Here is an 11,399-nt window from a genome sequence, read left to right on the forward strand (position 1 = left end):
TGTACATCTGCCGCTTCAGCAGACCGCCGAGAGGCACGCACAGCGGCAACGCCATCACGGCCCACAGGCTCGGCCGGGGCGCGAGCCACAGGTGCCACGCCAGCTGCAGCAGGATCAGCCCGAGCAGGCTCGCCACCGCGATCCAGCGCGTGGCTTCCACGATGGGCGGGACGGCGGCGGCGGATTCGGACGACTGCATGGGCGATGGCATCATAGCGGCCGATGAATCTGGGCCAGCTGCTCGCCGACCTCGCACGTTTCCCCTGGCGCTCCACCGCGCTCACCCTGCGCGAACGCTTCCGCGAGGACCGGCTGGGCCTGTCCGCGAGCAGCCTCACCTTCACCACCACGATGGCGCTGGTGCCCTTCTTCACGGTGGCGCTGGCGCTGTTCACGGCCTTCCCGATCTTCGGCAAGCTGCAGCAGAACCTGCAAGGGTGGCTGGTGCAGAGCCTGGTGCCCGAGTCGATCGCGCGCCAGGTGCTGGGCTACCTGACGCAGTTCGCCGGCAAGGCCAGCCGGTTGGGAAGCGTCGGCCTGGCGGCGCTGCTGGTCACGGCGCTGGCCCTGGTGCTGACGATCGACCGCACGCTCAATGGCATCTGGCGGGTGCGGCGGCCGCGGCCGTTCGCGCAGCGGGTGCTGATCTACTGGGCGGCGATGACGCTGGGCCCGCTGCTGCTGGCGGCCAGCCTGAGCACGACCTCCTATGTGATCTCCGCCTCGCGCGGGCTGGTGCGCCTGCCGCAGTTCTTCGCCTTCGTGATCGACGTGGTCGAATTCCTGCTGCTGGTGGGTGCGCTGTCGGCGCTGTACCGGTATGTGCCCAACACGCCGGTGCGGCGGGCGCATGCGATCGCCGGCGGCGTCTCGGCGGCGATCGGCATCGAGGTGGCGAAGCGGCTGCTGGCCTGGTACATCGGCAAGGTGCCTACCTACTCGGTGGTGTACGGGGCCTTCGCCACTCTGCCGATCCTGCTGGTGTGGATCTACATCGCGTGGCTGATCGTGCTGTTCGGCGCCGTGCTCGCGGCCTACCTGCCGTCCTTGCTGGCCGGCGCGCACCGGCGCTCGAGCGGGCATGGGTGGCAGTTCCAGCTGGCGCTGGAGGTGCTGCAGTTGCTGCACCGGGCGCAGGCGACGGCGCGCCGCGGCATGAGCGCCGGCGAGCTGTCGGCCGCAATGCAGGTGGACGCGCTGCAGCTCGAGCCGGTGCTGCACACGCTGGTGCAGCTCGATTGGATCGCCCGCCTCAACGAGGTGGACGACCAGGTGGCCACGCGTTTTGTGCTGTTGGCCGACGTGCAGTCCACGGCGCTGGAGCCGCTGCTGCGGCACCTGCTGCTGCCGGTGTCGGATGCCACGGCGAAGCTGTGGCACACGGGAAGGCTGTCGACGATCTACCTGAAGGATGTACTTTGAAGTCGGCGAAGGCGGATTTCGTAGGCTGGCGCTGAGCGCGCGCGCAGCGCGCCGAAGCCCAGCGCTCGCGGCGCTCGCGCATCGCTGGGCTTCGGCGCTATCGCGCGCTCAGCTCCAGCCTACGCCGATGCGCTGCCAAGCGCCGTCACTCGATCGCGAATGGCGCCTTGAGAAACCCGCGGAACCGCGCCCGCCCGCCGCGCGTGGGCGGCGCCGTGAGGCGATAGCGCGGAAACCGCGCCAGGAAGCGGCCGATCGCGATCCGTCCCTCGAGCCGGGCCAGGCTCAATCCGGCGCACTGGTGGATGCCGAAGCCGAAGGCCAGGTGCCGGTTGTCCGCCCGCCCGAGATCGAGCACGTCCGGGTTCGCGAATTGCGCCGGATCCCGGTTGGCCGCGCCGATGCCCAAGGTGACCAGCGCGCCGGCCGGCAACGCCACCCCGCCCACCTCGCAGGCCACGAGCGCGCGCCGGTTGCCCAGCTGGTTGGAGGACTCGAAGCGCAGGAACTCGTCGACCGCCAGTGTCATCACGGGCTCCAGCGCCTCCCAGTCCGGGCGCGCACCGATCGCGCGCAGCAGCCGCTCCCTCTCGCCCGGCCACTCCTGCAGCGCCACCAGCGCGTTGCCGATCAGGTTGGTGGTGGTCTCGTGCCCCGCGTTGAGGATGAACACGCAGTTCTGCAGCAATTCGCTTTCCGACAGCTGCTCGCCCCCGGTCTCGCCCCGGATCAGCCGCGTGAGCACGTCGTGCTCCGGATCGCCCGGGTGGCGCCGCCGCTCGGCCACCAGCCCGCGCAGGTAGGCGGTGAACTCGCGCACGCTGCGGTTGCCCAGTTCGTCCTGCGCCGGCGTGAGCTTCGGTTCCAGCGCGCCCAGGATCGCGAGCGACCACCCGCGCAAGGGGCCGCGGTCTTCGTGCGGCACGGCCAGCAGGTTGCCGATGATTTCCACCGGGATCGCGGAAGCGAAATCCTCGATGAGGTCGCCGCCGCCGCGCGCCTCGATCCCATCAAGGAGACGGTCCACCAACTGCACCAGTCCCGGCTCCATCTCCGCGATCGCGCGCCGGGTCAGCGCGCCCATGATCAGCTTGCGCACCCGGGTGTGCAGGGGCGGATCGTTGAAGACCAGCGAGGTCGTGTGGTGCTCCAGCAGCGGCGCGCCGGCGCCGTACTTGGGCGTGAACTCCACCTTCTTGTCGGAGCTGAACACGTGCGCGTCGCGGTACACCGCGCACAGGTCGGCATAGCGGGTGAGGAACCACGAGCCGTCGGGCATCGCGCGCACCGGCGCGCTCTCGCGCAAGGCTGCATAGACCGGGTACGGATTGGCGTAGAAATCCGGCGGCAGGGCCCGCAGGTCGAAGGAGGCCGCGATCTCGCGCGCGCGCTCCGGGCTCATGCGCGGGGTGGGCTCCATGCGCTTCAGCGCAGGAAGTCCCGCAGCGCGAACAGCACCTGGTCCGGCGCCTCCGTCATCATCGCGTGGCCGCCGTCGACCAGCACCGTGCGGGCGTTGCGCGCTTTCTGCTGCAGCGGCTGCGCCGCCTTGGGCGGCGTCATCGCATCGGCCTTGCCCAGCACGAACAGCACCGGGCACTGCACCTGCGCCATGGCGGCCTCGCCGCCCGTGTAGCTGTCGCAGGCGACGAAGCCGCGGTGGAAGACGTTGACGCGCGGATTGCTGGCCAGCACCCGCCTCATCAGCGCGCGCGAGCCGCCATAGAGCCAGGTGCCGGGCCCGAGTGCCGAAGGCGGCGGCGCCAGCAGCGAATGCGAATAGACGTTGACCATGTCGATCGCCTTCATCGGCTGGTGCTGCGCGTTCTCCAGCAGCGCGGGCGAGACCTTCATCGGGCAGGCCGTGCCGACCAGCGCCAGGTGCGTCACGCGCTCCGGCGCGCGCGCCGCCGTCTCCAGCGCGATCAGCGAGCCGAAGCTGTGGCCGACCAGCGCTGCCTTCTGCACGCCGGCTGCATCGAGCAGGGCCAGCACGAAGGCGGCCGCTTCCTCCACGCTCTTCGGCGGCTCGCCGGCGCTCTTGCAGTGCCCCGGCAGGTCGGGCGCGAGCACGTTCCAGCCGTGGTGGGCGAACCAGCGGGTCTGCAGGATCCAGACGCTGTGGTCGTTCAGCACCCCGTGCAGGAAGACGACGGTGGGCTGCTCGCGGTTGAAGGGCTTGCCGCCGGTGTAGCAGAAGGTCGTGGCGCCGTTGACGGTGAGTTCCATGCGGTGCTCCTCCTCAGGCCTTTTCCGCCGCCTTGAGGGCGCGCTTCAGGTCGTCGATCAGGTCGGCCGGGTCTTCCAGGCCGATCGACAGCCGGATCGTGCCCGGCCCGATGCCGGCGCTCTGCAGCGCCTCGTCGCTCATGCGGAAGTGGGTTGTGCTGGCCGGATGGATCACCAGCGAGCGGACGTCGCCGACGTTGGCCAGGTGGCTGAACAGCTTGAGCGTCTCGATGAACTTCTTGCCCTGTTCGCGGCTGCCCTTCATGTCGAAGCTGAACACCGAGCCGGCCCCCTTGGGCAGCAGCTTCTGCGCCAGCGCGTGGCTGGGATGCGACTCCAGCAGCGGATGGCCGACCCGCTCGACGAAGGGATGCGCGGCCAGGAATTCCACCACCTTGCGCGTATTGGCCATGTGCCTTTCCATGCGCAGGGGCAGGGTCTCGATGCCTTGCAGGATCAGCCAGGCCGTGTGCGGGCTCATGCTGGCGCCGAAGTCGCGCAGGCCCTCGCGGCGCGCCCGCAGCAGGAAGGCGCCGACGGTGGATTCGTCGCTGAACACCATGCCATGGAAGCCGTCGTAGGGCGCCGTGAGCTCGGCGAAGTGCCCGGAGCGCTCCCAGTCGAAGCTGCCGCCGTCGACCACCACGCCGCCGATCACCGTGCCGTGGCCCGAGAGGAACTTGGTCGCCGAGTGGTAGACCAGGTCCGCACCCAGTTCCAGTGGTTTCATCAGGTAAGGGGTGGTGAAAGTGGAGTCCACCAGCAAGGGCAGGCCGGCCTCGTGGGCCAGCGCGGAGACGGTGGGGATGTCCAGCACGTCGAGGCCGGGGTTGCCGACCGTTTCGCCGAACAGGAGCTTGGTGTTCGGCCGGATGGCCGCGCGCCAGCCGTCGATGTCGCCCGGTTTGACGAAGGTGGTGTCGATGCCGAAGCGGCGCAGCGTGAAGTGCAGCAGGTTCTGCGAACCGCCATACAGGGCTGTGCTGGCGACAATGTGCGAGCCCGCCCCCATCAAAGTAGCGATCGCCAGGTGCAGGGCGGCCTGCCCGCTGGCGGTGGCGATGGCGCCGATGCCGCCTTCCAGCGCCGCCACGCGTTGCTCCAGCACCGCGTTGGTCGGATTGCTCAGGCGCGAATAGACGTGGCCCGAGCGTTCCAGGTTGAACAGGGCCGCGGCGTGGTCGCTCGATTCGAAGACGAAGGACGTACTGAGGTGGATCGGCACCGCCCGCGCCCCGGTGGCGGGGTCGGGCGCGGCGCCGGCATGCACAGCCAGCGTATCGAAACCGGGGTCGGAGTAACCGGGCATGAGGCAATCCTTGCTTATTGGACTGGGCCGGATTGTGGGCTATATTGGTTTCGACGGAGCCATGGTCTTTGCCATGGACGGGTCCGCGGTCCACTGCCACAACAAAGGAGGCAAGCCATGAAAGTCAGCGACATCCTGCGCGTCAAGGGCAACACGCTCTACACGGTCGGGCCCGACGAGCCGCTGGCCACCGCGATCGACATCATGGCCGACAAGGACATCGGCTCGCTGGTGGTGATGGCGCATGGCGACCTGGTGGGCATGCTCACCTTCCGCGAGGTCATCCAGTGCATCGTGGCCAACAAGCACAGCGTGGGCGGCACGCTCGTGCGCACCGCGATGGACGACCATCCGCTCACCTGCACGCTCGAGACCGAGCTGGACGAAGTGCGCCGCATGATGCTCGATCGGCACGCGCGCTACATGCCGGTGATGGACAAGCGCATGCTCATGGGCGTGATCAGCTTCTACGACGTCGCCAAGGCAGTGGTCGACAGCCAGAACTTCGAGAACCGGATGCTCAAGGCCTACATCCGCGACTGGCCGTCCTCCGAAGACTCGCAACCCACCGCGCAGCTGTAAGCTGCACGGGTGACGAAACGCATCGCCACCCACAGCGGAACCCACCACGCCGACGACGCGTTTGCCGTCGCGGTGCTCACCGCGCTGTTCCCTGACCACATCCTGCTGCGCACGCGCGACCCCGACGAGGTCGCGCAGGCCGACTTCGCCGTCGACGTCGGCGGCGAATGGGATCCCGTCCGCGGCCGCTTCGACCACCACCAGCGCGGCTTCGAGGGCACCCGTACGCGCCTCGACGTCCAGGGCCAGCCGCAGCGCGCCGAGCCCTATGCGAGCGCCGGCCTGGTCTGGCGCGAGTTCGGCCCGGCCTACGTGCGACAACTGGCCGAAGGCATGGGCCAGCACCTGGACGACGCGGCCCTGGCCCGCATCGCGCAGGAGACCGATTCCGCCCTGGTGCGCTACCTGGACCTGGTCGACAACGGCGCGGACGCCGTCGCGCCGGGCATCTTCGGCCTGTCGGAACTGCTGTCGCTGCTGAACACCGACTGGATGGAGGAGCAGGGCTTGACGCGGGAAGCCCATGCCGCCCTGCAGATGGAGCGCTTCCGCGAAGCCACGGCGCTGGTGCGGCGCTTCCTCGATGCCTTCCTGCGCCGCCGCGTCGGCCAGCTGCTGGCCGCCGGCAAGGTGCGCGCGGGCGAGTGCCTGTTCGACGGCCGCGTGCTGCACCTGCCCGAAGGCGGCATGCCCTGGACGCGCATCGTGGTGGAAGAGATGCCCGAGGTGCTGCTGGTGCTCTATCCCGATGCGGAGCCGGGCCGCCACCAGCTGCGCACGGTGCCGCGGCGCATGGGCTCGTTCGAGGCCCGCATGGACCTGCCCGGGGCCTGGGCCGGCCTGCGGGATGCGGAACTGGCCGCCGCCACCGGGGTGCCGGATGCCGCCTTCTGCCACCGCAACCTCTTCATCGCGGTGGCCCGCAGCTACCAGGGCGCCCTGCGGCTGGCCGAACTCGCCCTGCAGCATCCCCGATAATCGCGCCATGAGCGGCAACACCTTCGGCAAGGCCTTCGCGGTCACCAACTTCGGCGAATCGCACGGCCCTGCGATCGGCTGCGTCGTCGACGGCTGCCCGCCCGGCCTGGAACTGAGCGAGGCCGACCTGCAGCCCGACCTGGACCGCCGCCGCCCCGGCACCAGCCGCTACGTCACGCAGCGGCAGGAAGAGGACAAGGTGGAGATCCTCTCCGGCGTCTTCGAGGGCCGCACCACCGGCACGCCGATCTGCCTCCTGATCCGCAACACCGACCAGCGCAGCAAGGACTACAGCGAGGTCGCGCGCAAGTTCCGCCCCGGCCACGCCGACTACACCTACCTGGAGAAGTACGGCCTGCGCGATCCGCGCGGCGGCGGCCGCGCCTCGGCCCGCCTGACGGCGCCCATGGTCGCCGCCGGCGCCGTGGCCAAGAAGTGGCTGCGGCTGAAGTACGGCACCCGGTTCCGCGGCTGCATGCAGCAGATCGGCGACGTCGCGATCCCCTTCGAGTCGTGGGAGCACGTGCCGAACAATCCCTTCTTCGCGCCCGTGGCCGACGTCTCCAAGCTGGAGGCCTACATGGACGAACTGCGCAAGTCGGGCGACTCGTGCGGCGCGCGGCTGCGCGTGACGGCCTCCGACATGCCCGTGGGCCTGGGCCAGCCCCTGTTCGACAAGCTCGATGCCGAGATCGCCTACGCGATGATGGGCATCAACGCGGTCAAGGGCGTCGAGATCGGCGCCGGCTTCGGCTGCGTCACCCAGCGCGGTTCCAGCCACGGGGACTCGCTCACGCCCACCGGCTTCGCCAGCAACAACGCCGGCGGCGTGCTGGGCGGCATCAGCACCGGGCAGGACCTCGAGGTCTCCATCGCGATCAAGCCCACCAGCTCGATCCTGGTACCGCGCGAAACCATCGACATCGAAGGCCAGCCGACCCAGGTGATCACCAAGGGCCGCCACGATCCCTGCGTGGGCATCCGCGCCACCCCGATCGCCGAGGCGATGCTGGCCCTGGTGGTGATGGACGCCGTGCTGCGCCACCGGGGCCAGTGCGCCGACGTGCTGCCGCCGCTGACGCCGATCGCCGCTTCGCTCGGCTGATGGGCGCCGCCGCGCAGCCGGCCGGCTACCGCCAGCTGGTGCCCTTCGCCGCGCTGTCGGCCACCTACTTCGCGCACATCGGCTTCTTCAATCCCTACCTGCCGCTCTGGCTGAAGGCGCAGGGGCTGCCGATCACCGTGATCAGCGTGCTGGCCTCGGTGCAGTCGATGACGCGCGTGTTCGCGCCCTATGCCTGGGGCGCGCTCAGCGACCGCACCGGCGAGCGGGTGAAGCTGCTGCGCGTGAGCGCCGCCATCGCGCTGGCCGCTTCGCTGGGCCTGTGGTGGCCGGGCGGCGCATGGTGGATCGGGCTGGTGCTGCTGCTGCTCTTCACCCACACCAGTTCCATGATGGGGCTCACGGAAGCCGCCATGGCCCACCTCGTGGCAGGCGACTGGGGCCGCTACGGCAAGGTGCGGCTGTGGGGCTCGCTCGGCTTCATGGTCACGGTGTTCGTGGCCGGCGCCTGGTTCGAGCGCTTCGGCATGGGCAGCTTCCCGGGCTGGGCCCTGGTGACGCTGGCGGGCGTGCTGCTGTGCACCTGGTGGCTGCCCGACGCGCGCGACAACCCGCACGAGGGCCGCGCGGAGCACGCCCCGATCGGCGCGGTGCTGCGCCAGCCGGCGGTGCGCTGGTTCTTCGCCTCGCTGCTGTTCCACGTGATGGCGCACTTCGCCGTCTATGCCTTCCTGTCGCTCTACCTCGACGCCCTGGGCTACAGCAAGACGACCATCGGCGTCCTGTGGGCCGTGTCGGTGGTGGTGGAAGTGGCCTGGTTCTATGCCCAGGGCCGGCTGCTGCCCCGCTTTCCGATGGAGCAATGGCTTCTGGTCTGCGCGCTGGCCACGGCGGCCCGCATGGCGATCACGGCAGGGCTGGGCGGCTGGCTGGCGGCCCTGTTCGTCGCCCAGATGCTGCATGCCCTGAGCTTCGCCAGCCACCACACCGCCTGCATCGCGATGGTGACGAAGCACTTCCCCGGCCGCCTGCGAGCGCGCGGCCAGGCCTTGTTCACGGTCACGGGCTACGGCGTCGGCGGCGTGGTGGGCGTGCTGGCCGGCGGCGCCATCGCCTCCCGCTGGGGTTTCCGGCCGCTGTTCGCGGCGGCCGCATTGCTGGGTCTGGTGGCGGCGTACTGCGCCCACCGCGTGCAACTGTTGCAGGAACGCGAAGCCGCCCTCGTCTGACGCACGAACTGGCAGCCTCGCGCCAGCAGGAAATCCGCGGACGCCGCAGAATCGCAACATGGTCACGGCGCTCCGCCTGTTCCGCTATGCCTGGGCCGTTCCGAACACGCTGCTCGGCCTGGTGCTGGGTGGCGTGGCGGTGCTGTCCGGCGCCACGGTGCGGCGCCACCACGGCGTGATCGAGATCTATGGCGGCCGCACCGGCGCGGCGGTGGCCCGGCTGCCGCGCGCCCTCGGCTTCTCGGCGATGACGCTGGGCCACGTGATCCTGGCCGTGGACCGCTCCACGCTGGCCCAGCTGCGCCGGCACGAGCATGTGCACGTGCGGCAGTACGAGCGCTGGGGCCCGCTGTTCCTGCCGGCCTACCTGCTGTCGAGCGTGCTGCAGCTGCTGCGCGGCCGCAATCCCTACCGCGAAAACCACTTCGAGCGCCAGGCCTATGCGCTGGCGCCCGCGCGCCGACGGGCCCCCGCGGCCCAGGAGCCGCACCCTTAAGGGAGCGCCCGCGCTCGACTACACGACGCGGCCTTTTCGCTGCATCATGGGGTCTTGGCGAAAGGAGTACCTGATGGAGAACGTGAGTTCCATTCCCGGCGAGACCGCCCGCCGCATCGACCTGACCCAGCAGACCGACGTGCAGTTCTGGTGCCGTGTGTTCGACGTCAGCATGGACCAGCTGCGTGACGCCGTGCACCACGCCGGCCACCAGGTCGAGGAAGTCGAGCGCTACCTGCGCCAGCACAACATCCGCTCGCATTGATGCAGACGGTGCGCCTGGGCCGCAGCGGCCTGAAAGTCTCGCGCGTCTGCCTGGGCATGATGACCTACGGCACGCCGCAGTGGCGGCCGTGGGTGCTCGACGAAGAGGCCGCACGTCCCGTGGTGCGGCATGCGGTCGAACTCGGCATCAATTTCTTCGACACCGCCGACCTGTATTCGGGTGGCGCGAGCGAGGTGCTCACCGGCCGCTTCGTGCGCGAGTTCTGCCGCCGCGAGGAAGTGGTCATCGCCACCAAGGTCTTCTACCCGGTGGACCTGGAGTTCAAGGGCGGCGCGGCGCTCGGCGCGAAGCCGCCGCGGCGGCCCAACATGGACGGCCTGTCGCGCAAGAGGATCTTCCATGCCGTGGACGAGAGCCTCCAGCGCCTGGCCACCGACTACATCGACCTCTACCAGATCCACCGCTTCGACTACGACACGCCCATCGAGGAGACGATGGAGGCCCTGCACGAGGTGGTGAAGGCCGGCAAGGCCCGCTACATCGGCGCGAGCAGCATGTACGCGTGGCAGTTCGCCAAGATGCAGCAGGTTGCGAAGGAGCGCGGCTGGACGCCCTTCGCCAGCATGCAGAACCACTACAACCTGGCCTACCGCGAGGAAGAACGCGAGATGATCCCGCTCTGCCGCGACCAGGGCGTGGGCCTGATCCCCTGGAGCCCGCTCGCGCGCGGCTTCCTGGCCGGCAACCGCCAGCGCGGCGACAAGGAGGCGGGCGCCACCGCCCGCGCGCAGACCGACGACATCGCGCAGGGGTACTACTACCGCGACAGCGACTTCCAGGTGGTCGAGGCGCTGGGCGCGCTGGCGCGGCAGAAGGGCGTGAGCAACGCGACGCTGGCGTACGCCTGGCTGCTGCACAAGGGCGTGACGGCGCCGATCGTGGGGGCCAGCAAGACCTGGCAGCTCGATGAAGCCGTGGCCGCGCTGGAGCTTTCGCTCGCGCCCGAGGAAGTGCGGCAGCTCGAGGCGCCCTACCAGCCGCACCCGGTGCTGGGCCACGTGTAGGCCCGCTCCCACAGGCCCGTCCGCGCTTTTCGGCGGGGCCGCGCACGCCGCGCACCGCAGGATGGAGGTTTGCCACAGGAGGCCTCCATGGACAAGAAACCCTCAGCCAAGGACAGCGGGCGCGGCGCCGGCGAAGCCACGGCCGAAAAGCAGCGCGAACTGCAGCGCGAACAGGACCGCAAGGAACCCGCCGAGGGCGGCTCCGGCGGCGGCAAGGGCGCACCCCAGACCAGCGGCCGAAAGTACCCCGAGGACCTGCCTTCGCAGCACCTGCAGAAGCCGGGCCAGGAAGCGGACATGGAGCTCAAGCCGCAGTTCATGGCCCCGCACTACAAGGGCAGCGGCAAGCTCGAAGGCATGAGCGCGCTGATCACCGGCGCCGACTCCGGCATCGGGCGGGCGGTGGCCGTGCTGTACGCACGCGAAGGCGCCGACGTGGCGATCGTCTACCTGGCCTCGCACGAAGATGCGGAGGAGACGAAGCGCTGCATCGAGAAGGAAGGGCGGCGCTGCCTGCTCATTCCCGGCGACGTGAAGGACAGCGCGTTCTGCAAGCAGGCCGTGGAGAAGGCCGTCAAGGAATTCGGCAAGCTCGACATCCTGGTGAACAACGCGGCCTTCCAGGAGCACGCCCACTCGCTGGAGGACGTGACGGACGAGCGCATGCGCGAGACCTTCGAGACCAACATCATGGGCTACATGCGCATGGCGCGCGCCGCGCTGCCGCACCTGAAGGAGGGCGCGTCGATCATCAACACGAGTTCGGTCACGGCGCTGAAAGGCAGCGCCAAGCTGCTGGAC

General features: G+C 69.8%; 13 protein-coding genes. 9 read left to right on the forward strand and 4 right to left on the reverse strand.

Going from position 1 to position 11,399, the window contains the following annotated elements; all coding sequences use genetic code 11:
* Positions 1–199, reverse strand: a 199-nt coding sequence (locus VFM98_RS11730; RefSeq protein WP_325110100.1) for a DUF2069 domain-containing protein, incomplete at its 3' end; no start/stop codon positions are given.
* Between the two features lie 23 nt (positions 200–222).
* Between VFM98_RS11730 and VFM98_RS11735 the strand changes: the two genes are divergently transcribed.
* The gene (locus VFM98_RS11735; RefSeq protein ID WP_325110101.1) at positions 223–1,422 is read left to right on the forward strand and encodes a YihY family inner membrane protein; all 1,200 of its coding nucleotides are present in this window, start codon (positions 223–225) and stop codon (positions 1,420–1,422) included.
* Positions 1,423–1,567: 145 nt separating this feature from the next.
* Here the strand turns inward: VFM98_RS11735 and VFM98_RS11740 are convergent, their stop codons facing one another.
* The 3 genes from VFM98_RS11740 to VFM98_RS11750 are packed head-to-tail and all read right to left on the reverse strand — an operon-like array spanning position 1,568 to position 4,960.
* Entirely contained in the window at positions 1,568–2,842 is a 1,275-nt protein-coding gene (locus VFM98_RS11740) for a cytochrome P450 (protein ID WP_325110102.1), read from the reverse strand.
* 5 nt (positions 2,843–2,847) lie between these two features.
* Complete coding sequence (locus tag VFM98_RS11745; RefSeq protein ID WP_325110103.1) at positions 2,848–3,651, reverse strand: alpha/beta hydrolase; 804 nt, start codon at positions 3,649–3,651, stop codon at positions 2,848–2,850.
* Positions 3,652–3,664: 13 nt separating this feature from the next.
* Positions 3,665–4,960: an O-acetylhomoserine aminocarboxypropyltransferase gene (locus VFM98_RS11750; RefSeq protein ID WP_325110104.1), complete on the reverse strand. Its 1,296-nt coding sequence runs from the start codon at positions 4,958–4,960 to the stop codon at positions 3,665–3,667.
* 117 nt (positions 4,961–5,077) lie between these two features.
* Here VFM98_RS11750 and VFM98_RS11755 point away from each other — a divergent pair, with 117 nt between their 5' ends.
* From VFM98_RS11755 to VFM98_RS11790, 8 genes are all read left to right on the forward strand, one after another.
* The gene (locus tag VFM98_RS11755) at positions 5,078–5,542 is read left to right on the forward strand and encodes a CBS domain-containing protein (protein ID WP_325110105.1); all 465 of its coding nucleotides are present in this window, start codon (positions 5,078–5,080) and stop codon (positions 5,540–5,542) included.
* 9 nt (positions 5,543–5,551) lie between these two features.
* Positions 5,552–6,520 carry an MYG1 family protein gene (locus VFM98_RS11760; RefSeq protein ID WP_325110106.1) on the forward strand — a complete coding sequence of 323 codons (969 nt, stop codon included), beginning with the start codon at positions 5,552–5,554 and terminating at the stop codon, positions 6,518–6,520.
* A gap of 7 nt (positions 6,521–6,527) precedes the next feature.
* A complete protein-coding gene (gene aroC, locus VFM98_RS11765) occupies positions 6,528–7,625 on the forward strand; it encodes a chorismate synthase (protein ID WP_325110107.1) in 1,098 nt (365 codons plus the stop codon).
* On the forward strand, positions 7,625–8,812 hold the full coding sequence (locus VFM98_RS11770) for an MFS transporter (RefSeq protein ID WP_325110108.1): 1,188 nt from the start codon (positions 7,625–7,627) through the stop codon (positions 8,810–8,812). The genes aroC and VFM98_RS11770 overlap by 1 nt, the downstream gene beginning before the upstream one ends.
* A 58-nt stretch (positions 8,813–8,870) precedes the next feature.
* Positions 8,871–9,308, forward strand: a complete 438-nt coding sequence (locus VFM98_RS11775; protein ID WP_325110109.1) for a signal peptide prediction — start codon at positions 8,871–8,873, stop codon at positions 9,306–9,308.
* A 73-nt stretch (positions 9,309–9,381) separates the two neighbouring features.
* On the forward strand, positions 9,382–9,573 hold the full coding sequence (locus tag VFM98_RS11780; RefSeq protein ID WP_325110110.1) for a DUF3606 domain-containing protein: 192 nt from the start codon (positions 9,382–9,384) through the stop codon (positions 9,571–9,573).
* Positions 9,573–10,598, forward strand: a complete 1,026-nt coding sequence (locus tag VFM98_RS11785) for an aldo/keto reductase (RefSeq protein ID WP_325110111.1) — start codon at positions 9,573–9,575, stop codon at positions 10,596–10,598. Before VFM98_RS11780 ends, VFM98_RS11785 begins: the two co-directional genes overlap by 1 nt.
* A gap of 87 nt (positions 10,599–10,685) precedes the next feature.
* Positions 10,686–11,399 (forward strand): SDR family NAD(P)-dependent oxidoreductase (locus VFM98_RS11790; protein ID WP_325110112.1); only part of this gene is annotated, 714 nt, incomplete at its 3' end.

This window comes from Ramlibacter sp. (assembly GCF_035706265.1).
GTDB lineage: Bacteria > Pseudomonadota > Gammaproteobacteria > Burkholderiales > Burkholderiaceae_C > Ramlibacter.

What these genes read in the sequence shown, in the direction of transcription:
- VFM98_RS11735 (WP_325110101.1), top strand. Translation starts at nt 223, where the DNA reads ATGAATCTGGGCCAGCTGCTCGCCGACCTCGCACGTTTCCCCTGGCGC.
- VFM98_RS11740 (WP_325110102.1), bottom strand. Translation starts at nt 2,842, where the DNA reads ATGGAGCCCACCCCGCGCATGAGCCCGGAGCGCGCGCGCGAGATCGCG.
- VFM98_RS11745 (WP_325110103.1), bottom strand. Translation starts at nt 3,651, where the DNA reads ATGGAACTCACCGTCAACGGCGCCACGACCTTCTGCTACACCGGCGGC.
- VFM98_RS11750 (WP_325110104.1), bottom strand. Translation starts at nt 4,960, where the DNA reads ATGCCCGGTTACTCCGACCCCGGTTTCGATACGCTGGCTGTGCATGCC.
- VFM98_RS11755 (WP_325110105.1), top strand. Translation starts at nt 5,078, where the DNA reads ATGAAAGTCAGCGACATCCTGCGCGTCAAGGGCAACACGCTCTACACG.
- aroC (WP_325110107.1), top strand. Translation starts at nt 6,528, where the DNA reads ATGAGCGGCAACACCTTCGGCAAGGCCTTCGCGGTCACCAACTTCGGC.
- VFM98_RS11770 (WP_325110108.1), top strand. Translation starts at nt 7,625, where the DNA reads ATGGGCGCCGCCGCGCAGCCGGCCGGCTACCGCCAGCTGGTGCCCTTC.
- VFM98_RS11775 (WP_325110109.1), top strand. Translation starts at nt 8,871, where the DNA reads ATGGTCACGGCGCTCCGCCTGTTCCGCTATGCCTGGGCCGTTCCGAAC.
- VFM98_RS11780 (WP_325110110.1), top strand. Translation starts at nt 9,382, where the DNA reads ATGGAGAACGTGAGTTCCATTCCCGGCGAGACCGCCCGCCGCATCGAC.
- VFM98_RS11785 (WP_325110111.1), top strand. Translation starts at nt 9,573, where the DNA reads ATGCAGACGGTGCGCCTGGGCCGCAGCGGCCTGAAAGTCTCGCGCGTC.